The sequence below is a fragment of the Halomonas sp. SH5A2 genome (assembly GCF_014263395.1).
Taxonomy (GTDB): domain Bacteria; phylum Pseudomonadota; class Gammaproteobacteria; order Pseudomonadales; family Halomonadaceae; genus Vreelandella.
On the sequence record NZ_CP058321.1, the window covers coordinates 2,033,972 to 2,060,489 of the forward strand.

Annotated in this window: 22 protein-coding genes, 2 tRNA genes and 1 rRNA gene; 14 read left to right on the plus strand and 11 right to left on the minus strand. The window is 56.1% G+C overall.

The window, feature by feature from the left end; translation table 11 throughout:
* The first annotated feature begins 17 nt into the window (after positions 1 to 17).
* Positions 18 to 296, plus strand: coding sequence for a hypothetical protein (locus HXW73_RS09470; protein ID WP_186252881.1), 279 nt, complete (start codon positions 18 to 20; stop codon positions 294 to 296).
* On the opposite strand, the gene HXW73_RS09475 is transcribed toward HXW73_RS09470, so the two are convergent.
* The 9 genes from HXW73_RS09475 to HXW73_RS09515 form a co-directional block, all read right to left on the minus strand.
* Positions 267 to 342 (minus strand) — tRNA-Ala (locus tag HXW73_RS09475). The two genes, HXW73_RS09470 and HXW73_RS09475, sit on opposite strands and share 30 nt — an antisense overlap.
* A gap of 104 nt (positions 343 to 446) precedes the next feature.
* Positions 447 to 523 (minus strand) — tRNA-Ile (locus tag HXW73_RS09480).
* A gap of 85 nt (positions 524 to 608) precedes the next feature.
* Positions 609 to 2,141 (minus strand): 16S ribosomal RNA (locus HXW73_RS09485).
* Positions 2,142 to 2,428: 287 nt separating this feature from the next.
* Positions 2,429 to 3,418, minus strand: a complete 990-nt coding sequence (locus HXW73_RS09490) for an adenosine deaminase (RefSeq protein WP_186252882.1) — start codon at positions 3,416 to 3,418, stop codon at positions 2,429 to 2,431.
* A gap of 13 nt (positions 3,419 to 3,431) precedes the next feature.
* Positions 3,432 to 5,135: a thiol reductant ABC exporter subunit CydC gene (gene cydC, locus HXW73_RS09495; protein ID WP_186252883.1), complete on the minus strand. Its 1,704-nt coding sequence runs from the start codon at positions 5,133 to 5,135 to the stop codon at positions 3,432 to 3,434.
* Positions 5,132 to 6,808, minus strand: coding sequence for a thiol reductant ABC exporter subunit CydD (gene cydD, locus HXW73_RS09500; RefSeq protein WP_186252884.1), 1,677 nt, complete (start codon positions 6,806 to 6,808; stop codon positions 5,132 to 5,134). The genes cydC and cydD overlap by 4 nt, the downstream gene beginning before the upstream one ends.
* Before the next feature lie 3 nt (positions 6,809 to 6,811).
* The gene (cydB, locus tag HXW73_RS09505) at positions 6,812 to 7,813 is read right to left on the minus strand and encodes a cytochrome d ubiquinol oxidase subunit II (RefSeq protein WP_186252885.1); all 1,002 of its coding nucleotides are present in this window, start codon (positions 7,811 to 7,813) and stop codon (positions 6,812 to 6,814) included.
* Complete coding sequence (locus HXW73_RS09510) at positions 7,810 to 9,219, minus strand: cytochrome ubiquinol oxidase subunit I (protein WP_186252886.1); 1,410 nt, start codon at positions 9,217 to 9,219, stop codon at positions 7,810 to 7,812. Before HXW73_RS09510 ends, cydB begins: the two co-directional genes overlap by 4 nt.
* A 235-nt stretch (positions 9,220 to 9,454) precedes the next feature.
* Positions 9,455 to 10,429, minus strand: coding sequence for a calcium/sodium antiporter (locus tag HXW73_RS09515; RefSeq protein ID WP_186252887.1), 975 nt, complete (start codon positions 10,427 to 10,429; stop codon positions 9,455 to 9,457).
* A gap of 222 nt (positions 10,430 to 10,651) precedes the next feature.
* On the opposite strand from HXW73_RS09515, the gene HXW73_RS09520 reads away from it, so the two are divergent.
* The 9 genes from HXW73_RS09520 (at position 10,652) to HXW73_RS09560 (ending at position 19,501) form a co-directional block, all read left to right on the plus strand.
* Entirely contained in the window at positions 10,652 to 12,016 is a 1,365-nt protein-coding gene (locus tag HXW73_RS09520) for a paraquat-inducible protein A (RefSeq protein ID WP_186252888.1), read from the plus strand.
* Positions 12,009 to 13,694: an intermembrane transport protein PqiB gene (gene pqiB / locus HXW73_RS09525; RefSeq protein ID WP_186252889.1), complete on the plus strand. Its 1,686-nt coding sequence runs from the start codon at positions 12,009 to 12,011 to the stop codon at positions 13,692 to 13,694. The genes HXW73_RS09520 and pqiB overlap by 8 nt, the downstream gene beginning before the upstream one ends.
* A gap of 9 nt (positions 13,695 to 13,703) precedes the next feature.
* Positions 13,704 to 14,294, plus strand: coding sequence for a PqiC family protein (locus tag HXW73_RS09530; RefSeq protein ID WP_186252890.1), 591 nt, complete (start codon positions 13,704 to 13,706; stop codon positions 14,292 to 14,294).
* A 27-nt stretch (positions 14,295 to 14,321) separates the two neighbouring features.
* Positions 14,322 to 14,804, plus strand: coding sequence for a helix-hairpin-helix domain-containing protein (locus HXW73_RS09535; RefSeq protein ID WP_186252891.1), 483 nt, complete (start codon positions 14,322 to 14,324; stop codon positions 14,802 to 14,804).
* 230 nt (positions 14,805 to 15,034) lie between these two features.
* A complete protein-coding gene (locus HXW73_RS09540) occupies positions 15,035 to 16,288 on the plus strand; it encodes a DEAD/DEAH box helicase (protein WP_186252892.1) in 1,254 nt (417 codons plus the stop codon).
* Positions 16,289 to 16,363: 75 nt separating this feature from the next.
* A complete protein-coding gene (locus HXW73_RS09545) occupies positions 16,364 to 16,867 on the plus strand; it encodes a hypothetical protein (RefSeq protein ID WP_186252893.1) in 504 nt (167 codons plus the stop codon).
* 27 nt (positions 16,868 to 16,894) lie between these two features.
* Positions 16,895 to 18,127 carry an MFS transporter gene (locus HXW73_RS09550; protein WP_186252894.1) on the plus strand — a complete coding sequence of 411 codons (1,233 nt, stop codon included), beginning with the start codon at positions 16,895 to 16,897 and terminating at the stop codon, positions 18,125 to 18,127.
* Positions 18,127 to 19,164, plus strand: a complete 1,038-nt coding sequence (locus HXW73_RS09555; protein ID WP_186252895.1) for an asparaginase — start codon at positions 18,127 to 18,129, stop codon at positions 19,162 to 19,164. The genes HXW73_RS09550 and HXW73_RS09555 overlap by 1 nt, the downstream gene beginning before the upstream one ends.
* A 97-nt stretch (positions 19,165 to 19,261) precedes the next feature.
* The gene (locus HXW73_RS09560; RefSeq protein WP_186252896.1) at positions 19,262 to 19,501 is read left to right on the plus strand and encodes a DUF2789 domain-containing protein; all 240 of its coding nucleotides are present in this window, start codon (positions 19,262 to 19,264) and stop codon (positions 19,499 to 19,501) included.
* A gap of 79 nt (positions 19,502 to 19,580) precedes the next feature.
* Here the strand turns inward: HXW73_RS09560 and HXW73_RS09565 are convergent, their stop codons facing one another.
* Positions 19,581 to 19,997: an SRPBCC family protein gene (locus tag HXW73_RS09565; protein ID WP_186252897.1), complete on the minus strand. Its 417-nt coding sequence runs from the start codon at positions 19,995 to 19,997 to the stop codon at positions 19,581 to 19,583.
* A gap of 181 nt (positions 19,998 to 20,178) precedes the next feature.
* Here HXW73_RS09565 and queC point away from each other — a divergent pair, with 181 nt between their 5' ends.
* The 4 genes from queC to HXW73_RS09585 are packed head-to-tail and all read left to right on the plus strand — an operon-like array spanning position 20,179 to position 22,605.
* The gene (gene queC, locus HXW73_RS09570; protein WP_186252898.1) at positions 20,179 to 20,877 is read left to right on the plus strand and encodes a 7-cyano-7-deazaguanine synthase QueC; all 699 of its coding nucleotides are present in this window, start codon (positions 20,179 to 20,181) and stop codon (positions 20,875 to 20,877) included.
* Positions 20,877 to 21,521, plus strand: a complete 645-nt coding sequence (gene queE, locus HXW73_RS09575; RefSeq protein ID WP_186252899.1) for a 7-carboxy-7-deazaguanine synthase — start codon at positions 20,877 to 20,879, stop codon at positions 21,519 to 21,521. The genes queC and queE overlap by 1 nt, the downstream gene beginning before the upstream one ends.
* Complete coding sequence (locus HXW73_RS09580; protein ID WP_186252900.1) at positions 21,521 to 22,354, plus strand: 6-carboxytetrahydropterin synthase; 834 nt, start codon at positions 21,521 to 21,523, stop codon at positions 22,352 to 22,354. Before queE ends, HXW73_RS09580 begins: the two co-directional genes overlap by 1 nt.
* Positions 22,351 to 22,605, plus strand: coding sequence for a YkgJ family cysteine cluster protein (locus tag HXW73_RS09585; protein ID WP_186252901.1), 255 nt, complete (start codon positions 22,351 to 22,353; stop codon positions 22,603 to 22,605). Before HXW73_RS09580 ends, HXW73_RS09585 begins: the two co-directional genes overlap by 4 nt.
* On the opposite strand, the gene HXW73_RS09590 is transcribed toward HXW73_RS09585, so the two are convergent.
* The gene (locus HXW73_RS09590) at positions 22,602 to 26,501 is read right to left on the minus strand and encodes an AAA family ATPase (protein ID WP_186252902.1); all 3,900 of its coding nucleotides are present in this window, start codon (positions 26,499 to 26,501) and stop codon (positions 22,602 to 22,604) included. The genes HXW73_RS09585 and HXW73_RS09590 overlap by 4 nt on opposite strands.
* Positions 26,502 to 26,518 lie beyond the last annotated feature (17 nt).

Sequence of the window (26,518 nt, forward strand, 5' to 3'; positions counted from 1 at the left end):
TAACCCGAAGGGGTCTGGTGTCTCGCAATGATAACGATTGCCGGATACGCTTGAGACGTATCACAAAACAATTACGTATGAACGTTTCAAAAAACGTTCATGTCAGCATGATATACATTGTTAAAGAGCGTTTAGAGCTGGAAGCCCTAAGCTGGAAGCTTAAAGAGAAAACCTTCTCCCAAACACCTAGCTTAAAACTTCGTCAAGACGGTTTTGATGTCGTTCAAGTCGGGCTTTTTCTTCAAGCTTTCAACTTCAAGCTTGAGTGGTGGAGCCAAGCGGGATCGAACCGCTGACCTCCTGCGTGCAAGGCAGGCGCTCTCCCAGCTGAGCTATGGCCCCATCTATCAACACTTGCCTCTGGGTAATTTGTGTGAGACTAGGCGCTTCAGTGCGACGCATAGCCTGCTATGCGAGTAGTGAAGCAACGACGTATCACGCAAATTTGGTGGGTCTGGGCAGACTTGAACTGCCGACCTCACCCTTATCAGGGGTGCGCTCTAACCAACTGAGCTACAGACCCAAGAGGGCTAATGCTTAAACCGTTTGCTCTATCACGTGATCAGGTAATTCATTGTGAGCGCTTACCGCGAGGATGATGCATCGTTTAAGGAGGTGATCCAGCCGCAGGTTCCCCTACGGCTACCTTGTTACGACTTCACCCCAGTCATGAACCACACCGTGGTGATCGCCCTCCAAAGTTAGGCTAACCACTTCTGGTGCAGTCCACTCCCATGGTGTGACGGGCGGTGTGTACAAGGCCCGGGAACGTATTCACCGTGACATTCTGATTCACGATTACTAGCGATTCCGACTTCACGGAGTCGAGTTGCAGACTCCGATCCGGACTGAGACCGGCTTTAAGGGATTCGCTGACTCTCGCGAGCTCGCTGCCCTTTGTACCGGCCATTGTAGCACGTGTGTAGCCCTACCCGTAAGGGCCATGATGACTTGACGTCGTCCCCACCTTCCTCCGGTTTGTCACCGGCAGTCTCCTTAGAGTTCCCGCCATTACGCGCTGGCAAATAAGGACAAGGGTTGCGCTCGTTACGGGACTTAACCCAACATTTCACAACACGAGCTGACGACAGCCATGCAGCACCTGTCTCTGCGCTCCCGAAGGCACCAAGTGATCTCTCACAAGTTCGCAGGATGTCAAGGGTAGGTAAGGTTCTTCGCGTTGCATCGAATTAAACCACATGCTCCACCGCTTGTGCGGGCCCCCGTCAATTCATTTGAGTTTTAACCTTGCGGCCGTACTCCCCAGGCGGTCGACTTATCGCGTTAACTTCGCCACAAAGTGCGCTAGGCACCCAACGGCTGGTCGACATCGTTTACGGCGTGGACTACCAGGGTATCTAATCCTGTTTGCTACCCACGCTTTCGCACCTCAGTGTCAGTGTCAGTCCAGAAGGCCGCCTTCGCCACTGGTATTCCTCCCGATCTCTACGCATTTCACCGCTACACCGGGAATTCTACCTTCCTCTCCTGCACTCTAGCCTCATAGTTCCGGATGCCGTTCCCAGGTTGAGCCCGGGGCTTTCACAACCGGCTTATCAAGCCACCTACGCGCGCTTTACGCCCAGTAATTCCGATTAACGCTTGCACCCTCCGTATTACCGCGGCTGCTGGCACGGAGTTAGCCGGTGCTTCTTCTGCGAGTGATGTCTTTCCTGCCGGGTATTAACCGACAGGCGTTCTTCCTCGCTGAAAGTGCTTTACAACCCGAGGGCCTTCTTCACACACGCGGCATGGCTGGATCAGGGTTGCCCCCATTGTCCAATATTCCCCACTGCTGCCTCCCGTAGGAGTTCGGGCCGTGTCTCAGTCCCGATGTGGCTGATCATCCTCTCAGACCAGCTACGGATCGTCGCCTTGGTGAGCCATTACCTCACCAACCAGCTAATCCGACATAGGCTCATCCAATAGCGGGAGCCGAAGCCCCCTTTCTCCCGTAGGACGTATGCGGTATTAGCCTGGGTTTCCCCAGGTTATCCCCCACTACCGGGTAGATTCCTATGCGTTACTCACCCGTCCGCCGCTCGACGCCTCCTAGCAAGCTAGGATCGTTTCCGCTCGACTTGCATGTGTTAGGCCTGCCGCCAGCGTTCAATCTGAGCCATGATCAAACTCTTCAGTTTACAATCATTGTGGTTCTTACTTGTCGCCCGAAAGCAACAAAAGCGAACCAAACTTGGCTCAAGGTTCAAACGAATTCATTCAATATCGGTTTCGAAAAACCATAGTGCTTGAGTCGCTTGCCTTGATATTTGGTGATTTATCACCCTCATCGGCAAGCGCCCACATGAATTACCTGATCACATTATTAAAGAGCTATCGAAAGGCGTCGCCGTTCGATGTGGTGCGTATGATACGTTTTTTTCACGCGAGGTCAACCAGCTGCGACACATTTATTGCCAATGGTCGTTCAGGCAGCCAAGCGAGCCAATAAGTCGGCACGTCGATCGGCGGATACAAACGCTGCGTCGATTGCGTTTCGGGTTAATTGAGCAAACACGTTTTCAGACCATCCGAAAGCGTCAGCACAAGCCATGTGATTAGCGAGCATTCCACCGCCAAAGTAAGCAGGATCATCAGAACTGATGGTCACGTTCAGCCCCTTCTGAAGCAGAGTGGGCAAAGGGTGCTCACGCAAGTCATCGACGACTTTTAGGCAGACATTGGATAGCGGGCAAACCGTCAGGACAACCTGCTCACGACACAGACGCTCCACCAAGTCTGGATTTTCCAGGCAGCGCACGCCATGGTCGATGCGCTCCACCTCAAGAAGATCGAGAGCTTGGACGATATAGTCCGCCGGCCCTTCTTCGCCTGCGTGCGCTACGCGAGCCAAACCAATCTCTTTAGCCCGCGCAAACAGTGTTTTGAATTCAGATGGCGGATGGTCGCGTTCTGCACTGTCCAAGCCGATTGCATCGATAAACTTCCAGTAGGGCGCGGCTTGCTCGAGGACGTGCAAGGCTTCTTCTGCCGGCCGGTCGCGTAAAAATGCCATGATCATGCCGACCGAAAAATCCATGGATTCCTCGGCGTCCTGCTTGGCTTTGAGGAGACCACCCATGACCACTTCCAGCGGAACACCTCTTTGAAGGTGCGCCTGAGGGTCGAAATGCATGTCGACATGCACGACCCCCTCCCGGCGAGCGCGATGAAAGTAGTCCATCGCCAGGTCATAAAAGTCTTCCTCGTGACGGAGCACACTCATGCCCTGAAAATACAGGTTCAAAAACGCCTGCAAATCATTAAATTCGTACGCATCTTTTGCCTCCTGGGCGGAAGCATACGGCAAGTCAATGCCATTACGCTGGGCCAGCGCGAACATCAACTCGGGCTCAAGCGACCCTTCGATATGAAGATGCAGCTCTACCTTGGGAAGCTGGCGCAAAAAATCGTGCATACAGGGCTCCTGTCTAATTAGCTTCAAAACCAAGCTTACCTGCATCCAGGTGCCAGTGGTAATCGATTTGCGGCAACAAGTCGGGCTGGTCGACTTGATGGATAAAATAGATGACCGTTCTGTTGCCAAGCCAACGATCAAGTGAAGCCGCCAGGTATTGCGCGGTCACTGCATCGACGCTTGCAAAAGGCTCGTCCAGGATCACTACCTGCGGATCGCGCAACATCAGCCGTGCCAAGGCAACGCGCCTGGCCTGTCCACCAGAAAGTTGCTGGCCTTTTTCGCCCACTGCTGTGTCGAGCGCTTTGGGTAAACGTTCAACCCAATCGGCCAACGCCACGTCAGAGAGTACTTGCCAGAGCCGCTCGTCGCTTGCAGATGGATCCGCAATAAGCAAATTCTCAGCCAGAGAAGCATCAAATAGATCCACGTGCTGGGTAAGCATTGCCAAATGCTCCGCACGTTGTGTATCGGCCAACGCTGTGGGCGCCGCACCCAATACGTTAACGACCCCGCATGTGGGCGCCAACCGGCCCATGATGAGTGCCGCCAATGTCGATTTCCCCGCCCCTGACATGCCTGTCACCACAGCGCGTTTGCCTGCAGGAAGGTGAAAGTTAACGTCGCTCAACGCCTGGGAAAGCGCATTGGGGTAACGCAACGATACGCCTTCAAAGATCACACCATCTTCTAACGACATATTGGTTGAAGATGCAACACTGCGAGCCGATGCTCCCGGTTCAAGCTTGTTCAATCGCTCAACAGCGGCATAGCTTGCCCCCAACCGGACAAACGCATTGGGCAGAACGCTGAACGCCTCGTTGATGCCGAGCGCCATCAGCACGGCCATGACAACAATGGGACCGTCAACCTGGCCTTGGACCAGCACCTCCCCCGCCAGCCAAAGCACCCCTAGCGCCAGCAAACTCGTCACCGCGGCGACAACCGCGTTACCCAGCGCCTGCTTGTTACCTACCTGGCGCTGATGGTGCAGAACCTGCTGTTCATGAGTATCTACAAAGCCACGGTGCCAATGATCGCTGCGATAGCTGGTCAATTCCGCACTGGCCTGAACCTGATCAATCACCAAATGGCGCAAGACTTCCTGATCCCCCACATGGTAGTGGCTTTGCCGCCACCCCCAGACGGCAAAGCCCACTGTCGTGACCAGCCAGAGAACCCCAAGAACGCATGCCATCAGCAAGGCCGCATAAGGCAACCATAGTGCGACAAACAGCACCATGATGGCACTACCCAGCAGCGCAACCAGAGGCGGCATCAAGGCTCGGAGGTAAAAATTATCCAAGGTGTCTATATCGGACGTAAGGCGCGTCAGCCAGTCACTTGCCCGCTGCCGGCCGAGCGTCAAATCATCAAGGCGGGTTAATTGCCCAAACACACGGAAGCGCAAGTCAGCCAGCAATGCCAGTACGCTATTGTGGTTATAAACGCGCTCGGCATACCGCGAGACAGTCCGCAGTAGCGCAAAGAAGCGAATACCTCCACCCGGCACGTAGACATCCAGGACGGCTGGCACCCCCAACGCCAACGCAATGCCCGTTAGCGCACTGGCGGTGATAAACCAACCCGACAAACCCAGCAGTGCAACGCCAGCTAAAAGCGTTAGCCCTGCCAGCAAGGCACCCAACATGAAAGCGCGCCGACGGCGGGTAAGCAACCTTAACCACGGTAAGAATTGGCGATAGATATCCCTCAAGCGGGCATCTCCTCGATCTGTCCATGGGTCATTTTGAAGTGGCGATTCGCTGCTTTGATGACGGCAGGATGATGGGTGGCAACGACAAGCGTGCGCCCCTCTTTTATCCAGTCGATCAACGCCGCCACCACGGCTTGCTCCGTTGCCTCGTCGAGCTTGGCCGTTGGTTCATCAAGCAGGATTAATGGTGCGCCACTCAGGTAAACGCGTGCCAGTGCCAAACGCTGAGCCTGACCACCCGACAAACCGACACCACGCTCGCCAAGCAAGGTATCCAATCCGTGCGGAAGGCCGTTTACCGCATCAGTCAAACCGGCACGCTTTAACGCTATTTGCATCGCATCTTCTGACGCCAAGGGGTCCGCCAGGCGCAAATTATCGACCAGACTCCCCTGCAACAGACAGGGCTGCTGATCCAGCCAAGCAACCTGGTTCGTCGCTGCATGGCGGCACTCACCATGGCTAGGCCCAATGAACCCTGCCAATAGCGCAAGCAATGTCGACTTACCACTGCCTGACTCACCGCTGACCGCCACCACATCACCCTGCTTTAGGGTGATATCCAAGGGGCCCATTACCACACCACGACCCGGATAGCTGACCTGAACCTCCTCAAGCTCCACCAGCGCATTGTCGGTTCTGGTCGTTGATGGAGAGGCGTCGCGCATCACGGGCGGCTCGTTGAGCGTATTAACGATGCTCTCTGCTGCGCCCAATGCCGCCGCTCGATCATGATAATGCATGGATAACGTGCGCAAAGGCTGGAAGAATTCCGGCGCCAGTAGCAACACTGCCAAGCCGGAGAACAGCGTCAATGAGGGGGCGGGGCCATACTCGATATAACCCAGCAAGCCAAAGCCGACATACATGGCGACAACCGCAATGGCCACCGACGAAAAGAACTCAAGCACCGCCGACGATAAAAATGCCAGTTTCAGCGTTCGCATGCTCAGGCGTCGATACTGGTCTGAGGCCACCCAGACCGATTGCTGTGCCGCCGCTGTGTGGCCAAACAGCTGGAGCGTTGTAATACCGCGCACACGATCGATGAAATGCGCTGACAGTCGGGCGACGGCGGCGAACTGATCACGGTTCATGCGCTCTGCCCCCATCCCCACCAGGGCCATAAACAGCGGAATCAGCGGTGCCGCCAGCAGCAAGAAAACAGCCGCGAGGTAATCCAGCCACACCACCACGGCAAGGATAACGAGCGGCACCCATACGGTGATCCGCAGTTGTGGATGATAGCGCGCAAAATACCCGTCCAAAGCGTCAATATGCTCGACGGCCTGAGCGGCAATGGCCCCGCTTTGCTGTGATGTCAGCCATGCAGGGCCCAGGGCAGTGATTTTATCAAGCAACTGAGCACGGGCCTTGCGTCTGATGCGAAGGCTGGCATCCAGACTCAGTTTCTCTGATGTCCACTGGCACAGCGCGCGTAACAATACGGCAACGGCCAGGAACGCGAAAACAGGCGTCAAGTCACTTGGCGAACGGTTGTGAACCACCAGTTGATCGATCAACCAGGCAAGGCCCGTCACGATCAATACAGTGTGGCAGCCTGCCAGGGCACCAAAAAACGCCGCCCCCGTTAATCGTTTGCGCTCCGATACAGCAAGCGATGTTAACCAGTGGCGCGGCGTAAGCTCATTATGGCTGGAAACGGATGCCATAGATTAGTGGTAGCCCTCTCCGACGCGCACCTTGCCACGGAAGACCCAGTAGGTCCACGCGGTGTAGGCCAGCACGATGGGGATGACAAACAGCACACCGATCAGCAGGAAGAGCTGGGATTCCGGGGCCGAAGAAGCATCCCAGATGGTGTAGTTGGGCGGCACGATTACCGGCCACTTACTGGCAATCAAGCCCAGGTAGGTGAAGATAAATAGACCTAGCGAGGCCACAAAAGGCAGGCCTTCTTCCTGACGCTTAACAGCGCGATAAAGCACGTAAGCACAGACCATCGCGAGAATCGGGAACACCCAGATCAAATGAATCTGGCTGAGCCAGCGGTCGCGCACCTCAGGGCTCACCAACGGCGTCCATAGGCTGACGATGCCAAACACCACCAGCACGGCCAGCAGTAGTTTCGGGGTTATCCGGTAGGCCCACTGCTGCACATAACCCTCCGACTTCAGGATCAGCCAGGTCGAGCCCAGTAAGGCATAGCCCGCCATCAAGCCCAGGCCGGTCAGTACGCTAAACGGTGTCAGCCAATCGAGCGCACCGCCCACATAGACAAAATCCTCTACCGCAAAGCCCTGGATGTAAGCACCTACGACAGCGCCCTGGGCAAAGGCTGCCACTGCAGACCCCCCACAAAATGCGCGGTTCCACCAATGGCGATTTTTCTTCGCCTTGAAGCGAAACTCAAATGAGATGCCGCGGAAAATCAATCCCGCCAGCATCAAAAACACGCCGATATAAAGTGCCGGCAGGAACACCGAGTAAACCAGCGGGAAGGCCCCTAGAAGCCCCGCTCCCCCCAATACCAACCAGGTTTCGTTGCCGTCCCACACCGGCGCGACTGAGTTCATCATCACATCACGCGACTCCTCATCCGGGGCAAAGGGATAGAGTATCCCCAGTCCCAGATCGAAGCCGTCCATAATTACGTACATGATAACGCCGAAGCCAATAATGCCGGCCCAGATTATTGCAAGGTCAAGGCTGATCATTTGGTTGCTCCCTCATAATCACTATCGAAAGGCGTGTGAGCCGCAGAGAAAGGACGTTTGGCTCGCTCGACTTCGCCGGTTACTTCCATGGAATCCGCCAGCATGCCGTTACGCACGACACGAGTAAGGTAGTAAATACCCACCCAGAACACGACGGCATAAACGGCAACGTAGCCCAGCAGCGTAAACAGCGCCATACCGCCTGTCAGCGAAGGGGTTAACCCTTCAGCATGGGTCATGACACCGTAGACCAGCCATGGCGCGCGTCCCGACTCGGTGACCACCCAGCCGGCCAGCACTGCCAGGAAAGGGGAAATAATCATACCTACCAATGTTTTAAGATAGAGAGGCGACTGAAAGAAACGTCCTCTACGGCGGAGAAACAAGCCAACCGTCGCGACGGCTATCATCAAAAGTCCAATCCCCACCATCACACGAAACGACCAGAAAACAAGCGCCACAGGGGGCTGTTCATCGGGAGCCATTTCGTTGATGCCCGGGACTACGCCGTCCGCGCTATGGGTCAGAATGAGACTCGCCAGGCTGGGAATACCGATTTCAAAGCGGTTTTCCTGAGCCTCCTGATCGGGCAATGCGAACAGCAAAAGTGGCACGTTGGACTGGGTTTCCCAGTTACCTTCCATTGCCGCCACTTTGGTGGGCTGATGCTCTAACGTATTCAGGCCGTGAAAATCACCGACAACAGCCTGCGCCGGCGCCAGGAAAAGCAACAGCCACAGGCACATTGAAAGGGCTTTTTTATTCGCTTCGACATCACGTTTACGCAGGAGGAACCAGGCGCTGACACCGGCCACCACAAAACCACCGGTCAGGAAGGACGCCATGCCCATATGCACAAAGCGATACCAGAAGGAGGGATTGAAGATTGCCGCCATCCAGGAGGTGATATGGAAGCGTCCATCCACCATTTCATAACCCGCAGGCGTTTGCATCCAGCTATTGGCGGAAAGGATCCAGAATGAGGAAATAAAGGTGCCCACCGCCACCATGATCGCGGCAAAAAGGTGCACCCCTTCTGGCACTTTTCCACGCCCAAAGAGCAACACACCCAGAAATGCCGCCTCAAGGAAGAAAGCGGTGACCACTTCGTAACTGAGGACAGGTCCAAGGAAATTTGACGTAGCAAAAGAGAAGTTACTCCAGTTCGTACCGAACTGAAACGACATCACGATGCCGGTCACGACCCCCATGCCAAACACAACGGCAAACATCTTGGTCCAGAATTGTGCCAGGCGATCCCAGGCGTCGTTTTCTGTTTTGTAGAATATCCCGTGCAGAACCGCAATATAGGACGCCAGCCCAATCGTGAAGACAGGAAAGATGGCGTGAAAACACACAACAAATGCGAACTGGAGTCTCGATAGCAATAGCGGATCAAGTTCCATAACTCCCTCCTAAGGCCCCATAGAGCCCTTTTCTCAAAGGCTTAAAACAAGCTTAGGTGAGTCCCTATGGATCACGCTCTTCTTTTTGTAGTCACTAAGCTTATTTGATCAACAACCCCTTGAGTTTACAGCTTAGAAGGTATGGATGCGGCATGCGTTTTGGGTTTTCACCGTGTCGCGTTGACGCAGGTCAATTTTTAAGTCCCAGCCGCTAACGACTGTTATAACAAGCGACTCAGGCCAACACGACCACGCTCACCAGATAGCCTGTATAGGCAATAAAAAGCGCTAACAAACCACCGCCCTCAAAGCGGTTGATTCGCCGCGGACGCCCTTTCCAGGAAAACGCGAACAGCATCATCAGCACGGTCATCACCAACATGACAATCCAGTCACGTTGAAGCACCTCCTGACCGGTTTCAATCGGTGTAATGACGCCAGCCAGCCCAACCACGGCAAGGCTGTTGAATAAGTTCGAGCCCACGACATTGCCAAGCACCATATCGTGCTCATTACGCCGCAGCGCGGAAATCGACGATGCCAACTCGGGCAAGGAGGTACCAATCGCCACAACGGTCAACCCAATAATCAGATCACTGACACCAAACGCGACGGCGATCTCGACAGCCCCCCATACCAGAAGGCGTGAACTGGCAATCAACAGGACCAGACCCACCAGGGTCCACATGATAGCTTTACCGCGCGACATGGGTTTGCTGTCCAGAGCTTCTGCCACTTCCGGGATAAGTGCATCGTCCTGCTGACCTTTAGAACGCACAATGCTGACAACGATAAATATTACCAGCGCCAACAATAAGCAGACTGCCTCCCAACGGGCGACCCAGCCATCCAACAGCATCAGCCCGGTAACTAGCATCACCACCAGCAACAGTGGTATCTCTTTACGAATAACACTCGAATGCACGGCCAATGGGGCCAATAAAGCAACAAACCCTAGCACCAAACCAATATTAGCGATGTTGGAACCATAGGCATTACCCACTGCCAAACCTGGATTACCTTGCATTGACGCCAGCACCGACACCATCATCTCGGGCGCCGAGGTACCAAAACCGATCACCAACATACCGATCAAGAGGGGTGACAGTCCCAGCCATCGCGACGTTGCCGCGGCGCCATCAATAAATTTCTCAGCGCTCCAGATAAGCAGTATCAAGCCAACGACAACGGCGATAAGAGCAAGTAACATAAGGTTCCTTTGGATGGCGTTTTCATAAGGTGGTGATGACCAGCGGGTATTGAATGACCAGCCATGACCGGTTAATCAGCAGATAAACGTGGCGATCATTATTCATCCATCGCTCTAGGTCAACGACAACCTGTTCACGATCCGGTGAATTTTACCCAATATTTGACAGACTTATAACCGAGAGCGTATTGCTTTGCCTACTCACGCTAGCGAGATCACCATTTGTCACAGAACTGGTTACCTAGACACCCCAACTTGAAGGTCAATGCACCGCTTGTTGACCAACAACCGCCTGAGACCCGCACTCAGAGGCGACGCCTGCGCGCCTGTCATGAATGTGACTGGGTATCGGCGCTACCGCCCCTCAAGTCCGGTGAAAAAGCCTGCTGCCCACGCTGCTCGCATGTCCTGGTCAAGCGCAATCGCTACCCCGCCCAGCGCAGCATGGCACTCGCGATGGCGTCGCTTATTGCACTTTTACTGGCCGTCTCCTACCCCTTTGTCAGTTTCAGCTACAGCGGGGTGAGCAACCGTATCGAGCTTTCCGAAACGGCAACAACGCTGATTGCCTTTCATCAACCCGTGGTGGCTATCGGCGTTATCATGACCATCGTGGTATTACCTGCCGTGTATTTGATAGGCACCCTGTGGCTGCAATACGGTTTGTTACGCAACGACCCACTGCCCTTTAGTCGTTCGACGGCTCGTTCATTGAGCCATTTAACGCCCTGGATGATGGCCGATGTATTTATCGTGGGTGCCCTGGTTAGCTTGATCAAGGTCGCGGGGCTCGCTGATATTGAACTTGGTCTGTCGTTTTGGGCGTTTTGCGTCTTTGCGTTTCTACTGCTGATGACGGTGCAATCGATTGATGCCGACTGGATGTGGTTTGCGCTGGAAGGCGAGCCACTGGCCCCGGAGGGCACGCAAACAGGGGTGTCTGCCGCATCCCAGCAGCTTACCAGTTGCCCTACCTGCGGGCTGATCAATCGGTTGGCACCACACGGCAAACATCATTGCGTGCGCTGTCATGAGCGTCTGCATCCTCGCTTTCCGCATAGCGTCCAACGCACCTGGGCATTACTCGCTGCTGCTGCGATCATGTACATTCCAGCCAATCTATTTCCCATCATGACCACGACCAGTTTGGGCAGTAGCTCGCCTTCGACGATCGTGGGCGGCATTGTCGAGCTGGCGCAGGGCGGCTCCTGGCCAATAGCGGGCGTCATTTTTGTCGCCAGCATCATTGTTCCCGTCGGTAAACTGTTCGCGCTAGCCTGGCTATGCAGCGTGGCTAACCGAAGCGACGCTCTCAATGCGCAAACGCGCACAACGCTTTACCGGGTCACCGAGTTTATCGGTCGATGGTCGATGGTCGATGTGTTTGTCGTCGCCATCCTTGTCGCGCTTATCCGCGCCGATTCGTTAATGACGATCAACCCAGGGCCAGCAGCACTCGCCTTTGGAGCGGTGGTCGTGCTGACCATGCTGGCCGCTATGACCTTTGACCCACGTTTGCTTTGGGATACCCCCGTAACGAAATCTCCAGGACAAAGCGACGCCCGTAAGGAAGTAATTAATGGCTAACGAAAACGATATACCCTCCAACGAACCACAGGGCGAAGCGGCAATGCATCGTGCCAAACCCAGCCCCCAGACACGACTTTCGCCCATCTGGATTGTTCCGATTGTCGCGCTGGTCATTGGCTTATGGCTGGTATACGACAACTATTCCACCCGCGGCACCATGATAACCTTGACGATGCAAAACGCTGAGGGGATTGAAGCCGGCAATACGCTAATACGCAGTCGCAACGTTGAAATCGGCCGCGTACAGAGTGTGCGGCTATCCGACGATCTTTCCCAAGCGGTTTTACGCGCTCGCATTCAGCCTGAAGCGGAAGCCATGCTGCGCGAAGATAGCCGTTTTTGGGTCGTCAAACCGCGTATCGGCCGCGAAGGAATCAGTGGATTGGGTACTGTCCTGTCGGGTGCCTACATTCAACTCCAGCCAGGCTCTTCATCCGAACCTCAACGTGAATTTGAAGTCAGGGACACACCGCCTGTCGCTCCCGCCGGCGTCGCTGGCTTGCAAGTCAGCCTCATCAGCCAGTTGGGTAATTCATTACGCGTAGGCGACCCGGTTTCCTATCAAGGCTTCACTGTCGGCCGTATTGAGGAAACCCGCTTTGATGCTGAGTCACGCACCATGCACCATCAGGTGTTCATTGAAGAGCCGTACGATCAGCTCGTCACAGAAAGCACACGCTTCTGGAGCGCCAGCGGTATTGATTTTCGTCTGGATGCCGATGGCGTTCGTGTCAACGTTGACTCAATCGAGACACTATTGGGCGGGGGCGTCACCTTTGGGGTTCCTGAAGACCTACCCATGGGACAGCCCGTTGAAAACAATGCCCGTTTCGAGCTTTACACTGATGAGGATAGTGCTCGCCAGGGTACCTTTAATCGTTATCTGGAGTACGTACTACTTGTCGACGATACTGTTCGCGGGCTCTCCAAGGGGGCACCTGTGGAGTTTCGTGGCGTTCGGCTGGGTACCGTTGCCGCCGTCCCCTGGAATTTCACGGCTCCTCAGCCGGATTCAAGGGAACAGTTTGCCATCCCGTTGCTGATCCGTATCGAACCCCAGCGGCTAGGCATCGAGAATTCCGACGTTGATCTTGACGAGTGGGATGCGCGCTTCAAGCGAATGTTTACACTGGGTTTACGCGCGTCTCTCAAAAGCGGCAACCTGCTGACAGGCGCAATGTTTGTAGACTTGAACTTCCGCGAGGAACTGGCCGCCCAATACGTCCCGGAGACTTTCTCAGGGCACACGGTATTCCCCACGACGTCAGGCGGTTTTGCGCAAATTCAGGCGCAGGTGACAGATTTGTTGGAAAAACTGAATGGTCTGGAAATCGAGCCGTTATTAACAGGGCTCGACCAAAATTTACAAGCGTCTGAATCTGTACTTGAGGAAGTTCGCGGGGTTAGCGAATCCTTGAATCAGCTACTTAACGATCCTGAAACCCAATCTCTTGGCGGCAACGTGAACCGTACGCTTGAAGAACTGCAGAACACGCTGGAAGGCCTCTCTCCCGAATCGGCCGCCTACCAGGAATTGACGTCAACGGTTGAACGGCTCGACCGCGTCATTCGCGATGTCCAGCCGCTGACTCGCACACTAAGCGAGAACCCACGCGCACTGCTGTTCGAGAGTGTCGAAACCGAAGACCCGATACCTCGCGCACCACGCGAGTAAGGATAAACAATGCGACATTTATTCGGAAAACTGGGTGTGATGTTATTGATACCGTTGTTGCTGAGTGCTTGCGCCAGCCAATCAACGCCGTCCACCCGCTACGTATTGCCGGGCGGGCAATTAGCAAGCCCGCCAACTTCCCCCGAAGGCACTCTTCAGGTGACATCGCCTCGCCTCCCGCACTATCTGGATGTCGAGGGTATTGTCATGCAAACCGATGATATTACCTTGCGGGAAGCAAACACCCATCAGTGGGCAGAAGCCATTGGCCGTCAACTGGAACGCGGAATGCGGGCCCGTCTTTCAAAGGCGCTGCCCACATGGCGGGTGGTGCGCGACGCCGCTAGCGACGACCAGTCAATCACGCTACGCTTGGAAGTAGACCAGTTTCAGGGGCGTCAGGATGGTCGCGCCATTGCCAGTGGTCAGTGGCAACTGCTCAATCAACAGGGAAATGTGTTGGCAATGGAAACCTTCGATGCCGATACCCCGCTCGAAGAAGACGGCTACCCTGCTCTTGTGCGCGCCTTGGGTAAAAGCTGGGATAAAGTCAGCAAGCAGATTGCCCAGGCCGTACAGGATGTTGGATCCAATGATTAAGCCACCAACAAACGGAGTTGCACGGCAATGACGGACACAGCCCAGTACGCAGAAAGTGCCCTTGAGGCCGTTCATAGGCTCAATCAAACAGCGGAAAAGCTCATCCACGAGCCTGCCAGTGAGGCGTTGCTGATTAGCGCCATGACACATTATACAAGCGTACGCCAAACGCTGACCGCTGACGCCCCTTCTAGTGCAACTCTAGCCGCGCTGGCTCGCACAGAACAATTTATTGTTGCCTCAGCCGATGCGTATTACCGCCAGCTATCCAACGACGCCGAATCGTCACTCAAACACGCCGAACGAACTGCGTTGTTTGGTAACCGCTTGATGGCCCTGGACGGCATTGGCCCTGCGACGGCCAATCAGCTGTTTGAGCGTGGCATCTTCACTCCCGAACAGCTATTCGCCATCCCTGTTCACACGCTCGAAACGCTTGACCTGCCACCCGCCTCACTTGCTCGTATCAAATCGCTGTACAATGCGCATCAAGCCAAGACACCAGACTGAAGGTCTATGGCATGATATAATCATCACTTAATTGATCGTTCGTTATGAGTGAATCTTGTCACCGGCCATGGATGCGCTTTCTGGTATGTCGCTAGAAGACGCCAATCGTCAATTCATACGTGACCGGCCCTTGTTATCTTCAATTCATTACGGTTATTCATTTCCAATCATTCAACAGTGCGCTGTTAAACGATGCCATGCGCATGCGTGAATAGCCGCTGGGAGAACGCATGAACTTTTCTGACCTCGGCCTCGACGCCGACCTACTGCGCGCCGTCACCGACCAAGGGTATCGCGAGCCGACCCCCATTCAACGTCAAGCAATTCCCGTCGTGTTGCAAGGCCGCGATTTGCTTGCCAGTGCTCAAACGGGAACGGGCAAAACCGCCGGTTTTACGCTCCCCATGCTGCAGCGTCTATCGGCAGGCAAACCCGCCACCAAACGCCAGGTGCGCGCGCTGGTATTAACTCCGACCCGGGAACTGGCCGCCCAGGTAGGCGAAAGCGTTACCACTTACGGACAACATCTCTCCCTGCGTTCGCATATTATTTTTGGTGGCGTGGGCCAGCAGCCCCAGGTCGACGCATTGAAACGCGGCCTGGATATCCTGGTGGCGACGCCGGGGCGTTTGCTCGACCTGCAACAACAGGGGCACGTTGACCTGTCAAGCGTCGAGATTGTCGTTCTGGATGAAGCCGACCGCATGCTCGACATGGGCTTTATCCACGACATTAAACGCCTTTTGAAACTGGTCCCTAGCAAGCGCCAGAACCTGCTGTTTTCCGCCACCTTCTCCAACGAGATTCAAACCCTGGCGCAACAGTTTTTGAACGACCCTGCGTTTATCGACGTCGCTCCGCGTAATACCACGGCAGACAAAATCGCCCAGTCAGTTTACCAAGTAGATCGGGAGAAAAAACGCGAGCTGCTGGCACACCTCATCAAGCAACACCAATGGTATCAAGTGCTGGTTTTCACCCGCACCAAGCACGGCGCCAACCGCCTGGCAGAACAGTTATCCAAGCAGGATATCCCTGCCATGGCCATTCATGGCAACAAGAGTCAGGGCGCTCGAACACGTGCGCTTGGAGCGTTTAAAAGCGGCGAATTGCAGGTATTGGTTGCCACCGATATTGCCGCACGCGGGCTGGATATCAACGAGCTGCCCCATGTAGTCAACTTTGAGCTGCCCAACGTTGCGGAAGATTATGTCCACCGTATCGGGCGCACTGGCCGGGCTGGCAGTGAGGGCGAGGCGATTTCACTGGTCTGTGTCGATGAACATGCCCTGTTACGCGGCATTGAACGGCTGATAAAACAGACCCTGACTAAACACATCGAGCCCGGTTTTGAACCCGACCCGAATGCCACCCCACAGCCTATCGAGAATGGTCGTCGGCAACCGCGCAATGCGCGCAGTCAACGCAAACCCAGCCAGCATAGTGACCGCGATGCAGCGCCCAAGCGTCGTGCTCGCCGCTAGCTCGGCTTATCTGACTATGCGATGCTAGCGCTACTACTAGGCTATTAATCAAGTACCTGTTTTCATGGAGTGATCATGGCGTCTTCCCAACTCATTGAGCAATACCGTCAGTGGCAAACGTTCCAGCGGCAAGACCAATTAAGCAGAGAGCATTTTGGCGTTGTGCAACGCCTGGAGGATGCCCGGGCCTCGTCGACACAAGTCGTCGAAGCATATCGCAGCATGGCGGAAAAAGCCTCAAAGGAAGGTGCCTGCTACCGCACCCTGTTTTTACGCAAGCGGAATGACCAGCATGCACTCCCCTGCGAAGGCTGGCTGTTCGTTCGCCGGGTACTCAGCGAAGGCAACAGCACTCGGGTAAGAGTTACGCTTGTCGAAACCTTTACGCTTGAAGATGGCACCCTGGCCCCCGGCGATAAACCGGCCCGCAAGTTGACCCTGGAAATTTTTGAACAGGTTAAGGTGGATAAAGGGATGCGTACCAGCGTAAGAGTTGATTGCCTGGACGCGCCCGACGATTATCACTTCATCACGCTGCTGGATGCCGTGCGCGGAGACTTACGCCCCTATCTAAAATAAGACGCATTCCTAAAATAAGACGTATTTATGAGGGCCCGCCACTCCGTATTTATTGCACTCATGGTCATCGTAGGGCTTAACCTTCGCCCTGCGATGTCTTCGGTCGCGCCATTACTCAACCGGTTGCAGGAAGTCGCAGGGCTATCGGCGGCCTCGGCGGGTGTACTGACCACGCTACCTGTGCTTTTTTTAGGGCTCGCCGCCCCGCTCGCCCCTATCCTTGCCCAGCGTATCGGGAGCGAGCGAGCCTTGAGTGCTGCCCTGGGCCTGCTCATGACTGGCCTGATAATCCGTGGTTTGCCCTTTCCCGGCGTTCTTTTCCTGGGGTCAGCGCTTTCCGGCGCGGCCATTGGGCTCGCGGGCACTCTGCTTCCCGCGCTGGTCAAACGCCAGTTGCCCCAAAGCGCTGACCTCCTCACCGGCCTCTATACCATGGCCCTTTGCCTGGGCGGTGCACTCGGCGCAGGGTTAAGTGTGCCACTAACCCACTATCTTGGCAGTTGGCAAGCCAGCTTGATGAGCTGGGCGCTACTCGCCCTGGCAGCGCTGGTTTTATGGGTCATTTATATGCCCAGGACGCCTACAACCGCCTCACTGGCATCACTTCCGCAAGCCGGTGCACTCAAGCTTCTCGGTCAACCGCTTACCTGGTACGTCATGCTCTTCATGGGCATTCAGTCATCGATGGCCTACATCGTCTTTGGCTGGCTGCCTACACTGTTGGTATATCGCGGGTATGATGAAGCCTCGGCTGGGTGGACCATGGCCATTTCCATTCTTTGCCAGCTTGCCTCAGCGCTCAGCGCCCCGTGGCTTGCACGCCTGGGGCGTGATCAGCGCCCGGCATTGCTCTGCGTATTGCTGTGCACAGCCTGCGGGCTATCGATGTTGCTGATTGCACCATTGTCGTGGCAATGGCCCGGCGCCGTACTCCTCGGTTTAGGCCAGGGGGGAAGCTTCAGCCTGGCACTCAGCCTGTTGGTATTGCGCACGGCGAATGCCCGGTTGTCAGGCCAGCTGTCCGGGCTGGTGCAAGGCGGCGGCTATACCATCGCCGCACTTGGCCCATTCGGGGTGGGTCTATTGCTGCAACACGGTGTCAGCGGCGCCCAAATTGCCTGGTTGCTGATTGCCCTGCTGATAGTGTGCAGTGGCTTTGCGCTGCTTGCCGGGCGCCAACGCTGCCTCGACGACAGCTCGGGGCAGCTTGTCGTGCACAATAGCGGACATGACGATCGCTTAAATAAGGAGACACCGTGATGGCCCACCCTCGCCTGCTGATTATCTATACTGGCGGCACCCTCGGCATGCGCCCAGGCGACCAAGGGTTGACCCCGTCGGGCAATATTGAAGCACGGCTAGCCAAAGCGTTTCGACAATTACCCCCTCTTCAGCAGCAAGCCTTGCCGAGTTTTGAGGTGTTAAGTTACCCGCAGTTAATCGACTCAAGTTCTGCCACACCTGACAACTGGGCAAAGCTTGCCCATGATATCGCCGAGCGCCTGAGGGAGTATCAGGGATTCGTGGTCATTCACGGCACCGATACACTTAGTTGGACAGCGGCCAGCCTCGCCTATCAATTGCAAGGGATTGACCGACCGGTCATTCTCACCGGCGCCATGCAACCGCTCGAAGCGCCCGGCAGCGATGCCCTCGACAATTTATATTGGGCGCTACGCTGTGCTGAACAACCTCACGTGAAAGAAGTGGCGATTTACTTTCACGGCAAGTTACTTCGCGGTGTTCGCGCAACCAAGCAGCACAGCGAGGCCATGGATGCGTTTACCAGCCCCAACTATCCGCTCCTCGGCGAGCGTATGGGAGACCATGTTGTCCATTACCCCGGTCGTGGTTTGGCTGATCAGCAACGTGGCGCCCCGCGGTTCGAGCTACCCGATTACACTTCGGTGAGCGATGGCGCCATTGTGCGATTAGTGCTCTGGCCGGGTATCAGCGCCTGGCAGCTAGCAGCCTGGTTGGACGACCCGCGGGTTAAAGGTGGCATCCTTCAGCTCTGGGGCGCGGGCAATCTACCCGATGACCCGTCGCTTTTAGCCGTTCTGGCCAAGGCCAGCGGCGAGGGCAAAATGCTGGTCGCCATCAGCCAGTGCCCTCAAGGCAGTGTTCATCTGGGAGCGTACGCCGCCGGCAAAGGGCTTCTCGACGCAGGCGTGTTATCTGGCGACGACATGACCCCTGAAGCTGTCTTTGGCAAGCTTGTGCATTTGCTAGCCCAGCCGATCCCGGAAGAGGATCGGCGCCATCGTTTCCTGAGCTCTCTGGTTGGCGAACGTTAACCGCTATGCGTTAAATATGCGCCTGGCAATCAAGGCGTTTAACGCTAGAGTGAGAGGGAGTGAAAGCACACTCAGCGGATAAACAGGAATAACGTTTATGGAAAAGCCGGTTCATTATTTTAGCGAGCTGTTCGAGCAGTTGGGTCTTGCGTCTGACGCGGCCTCGATTGAGCGTTTTATCCAACGCCATGCACCCCTTCCCGAGGCAATGCCGCTGGCCGATGCGCCGTGTTGGAATGAAGGGCAGGCAGAGTTTCTCAAGGAAGCCGTCGAGGAAGATGCCGATTGGGCGGAGGTCGTCGACCATCTTGATGCATCTATGCACAAGCCAGCGTAACGCAGCCGCGTCAATGCCGGGCGTCTCTAGGCGCCCGGCATGGCATCCGCGCATTGGCTCTGCTTAATCCCTGCGCCATTCATGCCTGTAACCGCGCTTCCACTCGTTCGAGAATTTGCCGGCTCACCTTGCCCACCAGCGGCGTTGCGGCCTTGTTTACGGCTTTGGCTATGAAACGGTTACCTATTTCATAGTTCAGCGTTAGCGCCACCTCTGTGCCTTCCGGCACTTCACGCAAATGATAGCGTCCCTGGTTTTTCACCCCGTTGATCGATTCCCAAGCGAGCACATCCGGCGATTTAACCTCGGTAATCACGACATCGAATGTCCAGTCCATTCTGAGTGCGCGGACATGCCACCGATAACGTTCGCCGCCTAGCGGTTCGATATCGCTGATCAGGTCCGAATAATCGGCAAAGTCTTCGACGCGTCTTAACAGCTCGAACACCCGTTCCGGCGTTGCCTTGACGATGGCGCTATGTTCAATAGTGACCATAATAAACCTCTTGAATGGAGCCCCCAGCGTAGCACTTTCAGCTTATGTTGTGAGCATGCTTACGCTAGCCAGAAACACCTCAATTGCGTACACTTGCGACCTTCCGGACCGGACCCCGGAACGCAGTAGCAGCTTTTTTCGCGCTACGATCAATAAATTCTCCGGCATAAGAGTGCTTATCATGTCAACTTCCCCAACCCCGCATGGGGCCACCGCCGTGGTGATATATTCCGGCGGTATGGATTCGTTCACCCTGCTCCACCGGGCGCTAAACGAAGGTTATCACGTTCATGCGCTGTCATTTCATTACGGCCAGCGCCACGCCCGTGAACTCGATGCTGCCCGCCAGGTATGCCAACACTTGAGTGTTCCCCATCAGGTCGTGGATATCCGGGCGATTCATTCGCTGATCGATAACTCGGCATTGACCAACACCGACCATGCAATGCCGCAGGGTGACTACGACGGCGATAACATGGCGGCAACCGTCGTTCCTAACCGCAATATGATATTACTGTCCCTGGCCATTGCGAACGCCGTCAATATCGGTGCAGAGCGAGTTGATTACGGTGCCCATGGGGGTGATCACGTCCTTTACCCCGACTGTCGTCCGGCGTTTGTGGAAGCCATGGATCAGGTCGCGCGGATTGCCAACTTCTCCCCCGTAAAGGTACATGCTCCCTACCTGCATGCCAGCAAAGCCGACATTCTTAAGCAAGGCCTGGCAATGGGGCTTGATTATCGCCATACCTGGACCTGCTACGAAGGCGGCGAACTGGCCTGTGGGCGGTGCGGAAGCTGCCGTGAACGGTTAGCCGCGTTTGCGGCAAATGGCGTGACCGACCCAATCCCCTATGCCCCACACCCGGAGGCACTCTGATGTATCAGGTCAAAGAAGCCTTCTACACACTCCAGGGTGAAGGCGCCCAAGCTGGGCGGGCCAGTGTCTTCTGTCGTTTCAGCGGCTGCAATCTATGGAGTGGCCGAGAGCAGGACCGGGCCACGGCCCGATGCACCTTCTGTGATACCGATTTTGTCGGCACCAATGGTCAGGGCGGCGGCCGCTTTACATCGCCCGAGGCCCTGGCCGAGCATATTGTTGCGCTGTGGCCAAGCGACGCAGGCAGTGCCATTCCTTACGTCGTATTTACCGGTGGTGAGCCGCTGCTGCAGCTCGACCCGGCACTGATCGCCACGCTACACAGCGTGGGTTTTGAAGTAGCGGTCGAAACCAATGGCACGCTCACGCCACCCCCAGGCATTGATTGGTTGTGCGTGAGTCCCAAAGGCAAGAACCCGCTAGTGATTGATCAGGGCGACGAACTCAAGTTGGTCTACCCCCAGGCCGAGGCACCCCCCGAAGCATTTGCGCAGCTCAACTTTCGCCACTTTTTCCTTCAGCCGATGGACCTCTCCCCTTTTGACGGTAAAGACGATACTGTCGCCCACACCACTGCCTATTGTTTAGCCCACCCGCAGTGGCGACTATCTCTGCAGACGCACAAAATCGCAGGCTTTGACTGATGTCTTTATTTGTAAACCAACTGACCCATATCGACGCATCCGTATGGTGCCCCAATGAAGGCCTCAAGGGCATCAGCTGGCAAGTGGACGCCGTGCTTGAAGGCGAGCTTGGAAAAGACGGCATGCTGCTTGATTTTGGCGAGGTCAAACCGTGGATCAAGCATCACCTCGATAGCGGCCTGGACCACACGCTCCTGGTTCCTATCGAGGCCTCCGGCATCACGGTCAGCGCCTGCGAGGAAGGTCTGTGCGTACGCACCACAACGCCTTACGCCATGGAAGTAAAAGGGCCGGAACAGGCTTTCACCTTGCTGCCCGTTGCCACCATTGAGCGCGACACCGTGGCCGAACACTTGAGTCAGATGCTCACAGAACAACGGCCGGAAAACGTCACACGGGTTCACTTAACTCTCAGTGATGAAGCCATTGAAGCCGCGGCCTACGGCTACAGTCACGGCCTGAAGCTGCATAAGGGCAACTGCCAACGAATTGCCCATGGGCATCGCTCACGCCTGCATATCTGGCAACGAGGAACGCGCCAGCATGCGCTTGAACAGCAGTGGGCAGCCTGGCTCGATAACCGCTACCTGGTAGAGGCAAATGACATTATCGAGCGCGATGAGCAAACACTGACGTGCCGCTATAAAGCGGATCAGGGAACCTTTACCCTCACGCTACCTGATGAGCGCTGTGCCATCCTGACAACTCCCACAACGGTGGAAAATATTGCCCGTTGGTTAGCCGAACAGCTCGCTGCCCAAAGCCTTGAAACGGCAACAGTGCACGCGTTTGAGGGATTTAATAAAGGCGCGATAGCGAAGGCAAGCCCATGAGTGATGAGTGCCGGGCTGGCTGTGGGGCATGCTGTATTGCGCCGTCGATCAGCTCTGCCATTCCAGGCATGCCCGAAGGCAAACCGGCAGGCGTGCGTTGCGCGCAACTAGACGAGCATAATTTATGCCGCCTGTTCGGGGACCCCCGCCGCCCTGCCGTGTGCGAACAGTTTCAATTTGACGCTGCCGTCTGCGGACGGCAGCGCGAGGAAGCGATGATCACCCTGACATGGCTGGAAGATAACACCTAGCTCTCCAGGCGCTCGGGATATGCCAGGCGATGATCCACCAGACTGACCCAACGGACCAGGACCGGCGCGTCACTATGGTTAACGTCGCTTAACAGCCGGCGGAAGGCATCACGCGCCGATTCGTCGTCGGGTGCGATTCGCGTCAACCATAACTCCAGTGCTGCCAATTCCTGATGGCGATTACCGTGCTCGCGCGCTTGGGAAATCGCCATCTCGGCCAATGCGCGCACTTCATTGGCAGGGTGATCAAGCATGATACGTACCCGGGCAAGTTGGGTGGCAAGCTCAGGTAGAAACAGCGTGGATCTTTCCTTGGCAATCACCAGACACTGGTCAAGGTAATCTTCTGCGGCACTCAGTTCTCCCAAGGCAATACAGGCATCCGAATACCAAAGCACAGGGCGCTTGAAGCGATCACGCCCGTTAAGCTCCGCCATTTGGTCAAGGCTATCGCGCAGTTGGGTCAGCCCACCGTGATCGCCCGCCAGCGCGCGCTGCCAGCCGAGAATCCCCTGGGCGGTAATTTGCCATAGCTGTAAATCCGGCGTTGCGGTCATGGCCGCTGCCTTTTCAGCATGACGCGCTGCTAAATGCACATGGCCAAGCTGACGATAGAGTGAGGCGGCAAACAATAGCGCCATGGCAAGCGTACCGGGGTGACCCAACTTCTCCGCCAGCCGTATGGCCGCGGAGACCTGTCGTTCAGCACGTTGGTAATCGCCACATAAGCATAGCGCCCAGCCCTGGAAGCACGCCGCTGTCACCTGCGGATGATCAGAGAACGGCAGCCACTCGATCATCATCGGCGAGTTGAGCGGATCGATTTCATTCAAATGGTCGTGGGCCTGCTGAACACGACCCGCCCAGTATTCACAGTGCGCACGCGCGTAATCAGCCAGTCGCTGGTAACGGGGGTCATCAAGCCGGGCAGCTATGTCAGCCAGGGTGGACGCCAACGCGAAGGCATCAGCGTGGGCGTAGCGCTGACTGCGCCCTACCCACAACCCCCATTTGACCAGAAAGATTTGTTCCAGGTCTTCGGGGTCTTCCAGCGCATCCGCGCCCGAGTGACGCAACAATTCTCGGGCACGCACGAAGCTTTCGTGGGCGGTGGGAGAGCCATGACCTTCAAGCGCAAAAGCAGCCTGCCCGCGCACCGTTAACAGACTCACCTCGCGCTCGACCTCATGCTCCACATGGCGCAGGCTCGCCAGTCCAAAATCCGCCATGCGTAACGCGGTACGATTGGCGCTTACTTTTAGCGCTTCCCGGGCGGCAAGCTCGAAATAACGCGCGCCGCGTGCGTAGTGGCCGCTTCGCCGAAGGTGCGTGGCAAAATCGCCGGGGTGGCGACTGATCCACATCGGGAAGCGTTCTTCTATCAGGCTCACCACTTGCTGGTGAAGCTTGACGCGCACATCTCGGGGGCAGGAAAGGTAGGCCGCCTCCTGAAGTAGCTGGTGACTGAACTGGAATTCGTGCTCGCTCGAGCCGTTATCCACCGGCTCGATGATTTCGAGCTGGCGCATGTGATCCAGCGCCTGCTGCAAACGTGCTGTGTCATAGCCACTGCACTCGCTAAGGAAATCAAGCCGAAATCGTTTGCCAAGCACCGCGGCAATATGGGCAATTTCACGGTCCGCTTCCAACTGGTCGATGCGGCTGGCCAATAGCCCCAGCAATCCCTTGGGCAACTCGTCAAACTGGACGCTACGCCCTTCTCGGCGGTCCATATCCAGACGTCGGCAAATTTCCTGCAAATACAGCGGAACACCATCGCAGCGCTCGATAATCTGATTACGCAACCGCGGGCTTAGGTGAATACGGTAACGACGCGAGAGTTGCGATAACAGCCGTGAGGACTCCAGACCATCTAGCCTGCCCAGCGTGATTTGCTGATCCCAGTGCAGCTTGACCGGCAGGGGTTCACGGCCATGATGACTGGCCACCAGCATAAAGGCCGTGTTGATAGGCAGCCGCGCCTGAAGGCCTGACAGCACCTTGAACGACGGTTCATCGAGCCACTGAAGGTCATCCACCATCAGTACGAGTGTATGAGTAGCCGCCTGACGTTCGATCAAGCGATGTAACAACATCACTACCAGCTCAACCGCTTCACCGTTCTGCGTCAGTTGTGACACTTCCTGCACGCTACGCACGCCGAGAGCTTCTTCGAGCAAGCATTGCTGCTCATCGCTCAGCGTATTGAAAGCAAGATCGGTTTGCAGGGCGTGCAGCGCATCCTGGTCAGGCGCCCCTTCCAGATACCAGGCTAGAAGAGTGCGCGCGACGCCATAGGGCTCCAGCACTGAAAGGCGGGTGGTGGGCTGCCAACAAATAGCGGCATCGCGACTTATCTCAAGCTGACGAAAGCCAACCATCAAGGCCGATTTGCCCATGCCTGACGCACCGCGTACCAGCACGCTTTGGCGAAGCCCAATACCGGCGCGGGCCAGTGCATCTCTCAGGGTTCTTAACGAGGTTTCGCGCCCCACCAGGCTCGGCGGCAATGCATCACGGCCACCTTCATTCTGGCCCAGCACCAACGCTCGTTGGCGTACCCGACCATCGCTCGACATTACCCGCGAGACCAGCCGAGGCTGAAGGTCGAGCGCTGGTGGCATGTGCTGGCTCGACTCCTGAGAGATGACCAGTTCGCTGCCTTCAGCCGCACTCATCAGCTCAAGGGATATTTGCGTTACCTGGCCCAACGGATCCGCCAGTTGACGCTCGGGCAAATAAACCACACGGCCGCTGTGCAGCCCTGCTGCCAATTCAAACTGTGGCGGTTCACCGTCACCTGTCCAGTGCCTGGCAGACTCTTGAGGGAGCGTCTGACGACAATGCTCATAAAGCGCGACCAGTTCAGCTAACTGATGGGCAGGACCATGGGTGCCAAAACACGCAAGCCCCAGGCCGCCTGTAGCGCCAGGCAACCAGAAACCTCCCAGATGATGGCATTGCTGCTCAAGCCACCGCAGCAGTTCCAGTTGAAGCGCAAGGCAGTTACGCGTCGCGGCGCGATCCTGCCAGTCCCCCTGGAGTCGCAATCGAATCGCCATCACCGATAACTGACGAAGCTCAATTTCATCTTCGCGCAAGGGCTGGCTGTCGGTGGCTAGGGCTCGCGAAAAGGCGCCTTGAGGAGACATGACGCGGGCGTCGTGGTGACCATCGGACCAGTAGCTTGCTAACTGTAAAAAGCTGGGCTCCGGCTGTTGGCCTGACAGGGCCAGCAACTGCAAGTAACTGTTGTATTGCTCGTGGGCTGCCGCCATCTGCTTTTGTTCGGCGAGCTGTTTAACCAGCCGTTCATGGAAAGGACCATAGCCGGAAAACCGACTGACCAGCGTTTCCAGAAGGCCGTCAGGGACTTCCTGATGATTATCCAGCACCTGCTCCGCAAAGCGGATAACCCGCTGGCGCCACTCATTGCGCGCTTGCACCAGCCAGCGTTGGAACTCACTACAGTTGGCAAGCTGCAATTCCTCGATCAAATCGCCTTGGTAGCAAGCGAGCACGTCATCCAGGGTGGCCAGATCCCGCGGCCCTTCAAGCAGCGTTTGCAGCTCATGCAGATCAACCTGCCAATTGGCTGGGAGCTGAAAGGCAATAGTCTGGCGCGATACGTTGAGCACCTGTTCTGCATCTTCACCCAACGATTGACGCAGGCAATGCAGCGCGTGTCGCAGGTTGGTGCGACCTGATGAAAGGCCCTGATCTGGCCACAGCAGTTCAGCCAGCGCAGCACGATTGACAGGTTGTCGATGCAGCAGCAAGTAGACAAGCAACGCTTTCACTTTATCGTAGCTAAAGTGCGTCAGCACATCATCACCCTGGGACAGGGCAAAATGACCGAACAGGGTCAGTTGGTCATACTTTTGAGCATCGCGCATGGTAAACATCCTGTCTG

Coding starts and splice junctions, on each gene's coding strand:
- HXW73_RS09490 (WP_186252882.1), bottom strand. CDS start 3,418: ATGCACGATTTTTTGCGCCAGCTTCCCAAGGTAGAGCTGCATCTTCAT.
- cydD (WP_186252884.1), bottom strand. CDS start 6,808: ATGGCATCCGTTTCCAGCCATAATGAGCTTACGCCGCGCCACTGGTTA.
- cydB (WP_186252885.1), bottom strand. CDS start 7,813: ATGATCAGCCTTGACCTTGCAATAATCTGGGCCGGCATTATTGGCTTC.
- HXW73_RS09510 (WP_186252886.1), bottom strand. CDS start 9,219: ATGGAACTTGATCCGCTATTGCTATCGAGACTCCAGTTCGCATTTGTT.
- HXW73_RS09515 (WP_186252887.1), bottom strand. CDS start 10,429: ATGTTACTTGCTCTTATCGCCGTTGTCGTTGGCTTGATACTGCTTATC.
- pqiB (WP_186252889.1), top strand. CDS start 12,009: ATGGCTAACGAAAACGATATACCCTCCAACGAACCACAGGGCGAAGCG.
- HXW73_RS09530 (WP_186252890.1), top strand. CDS start 13,704: ATGCGACATTTATTCGGAAAACTGGGTGTGATGTTATTGATACCGTTG.
- HXW73_RS09535 (WP_186252891.1), top strand. CDS start 14,322: ATGACGGACACAGCCCAGTACGCAGAAAGTGCCCTTGAGGCCGTTCAT.
- HXW73_RS09540 (WP_186252892.1), top strand. CDS start 15,035: ATGAACTTTTCTGACCTCGGCCTCGACGCCGACCTACTGCGCGCCGTC.
- HXW73_RS09545 (WP_186252893.1), top strand. CDS start 16,364: ATGGCGTCTTCCCAACTCATTGAGCAATACCGTCAGTGGCAAACGTTC.
- HXW73_RS09550 (WP_186252894.1), top strand. CDS start 16,895: ATGAGGGCCCGCCACTCCGTATTTATTGCACTCATGGTCATCGTAGGG.
- HXW73_RS09555 (WP_186252895.1), top strand. CDS start 18,127: ATGGCCCACCCTCGCCTGCTGATTATCTATACTGGCGGCACCCTCGGC.
- HXW73_RS09560 (WP_186252896.1), top strand. CDS start 19,262: ATGGAAAAGCCGGTTCATTATTTTAGCGAGCTGTTCGAGCAGTTGGGT.
- HXW73_RS09565 (WP_186252897.1), bottom strand. CDS start 19,997: ATGGTCACTATTGAACATAGCGCCATCGTCAAGGCAACGCCGGAACGG.
- queC (WP_186252898.1), top strand. CDS start 20,179: ATGTCAACTTCCCCAACCCCGCATGGGGCCACCGCCGTGGTGATATAT.
- queE (WP_186252899.1), top strand. CDS start 20,877: ATGTATCAGGTCAAAGAAGCCTTCTACACACTCCAGGGTGAAGGCGCC.
- HXW73_RS09580 (WP_186252900.1), top strand. CDS start 21,521: ATGTCTTTATTTGTAAACCAACTGACCCATATCGACGCATCCGTATGG.
- HXW73_RS09585 (WP_186252901.1), top strand. CDS start 22,351: ATGAGTGATGAGTGCCGGGCTGGCTGTGGGGCATGCTGTATTGCGCCG.
- HXW73_RS09590 (WP_186252902.1), bottom strand. CDS start 26,501: ATGCGCGATGCTCAAAAGTATGACCAACTGACCCTGTTCGGTCATTTT.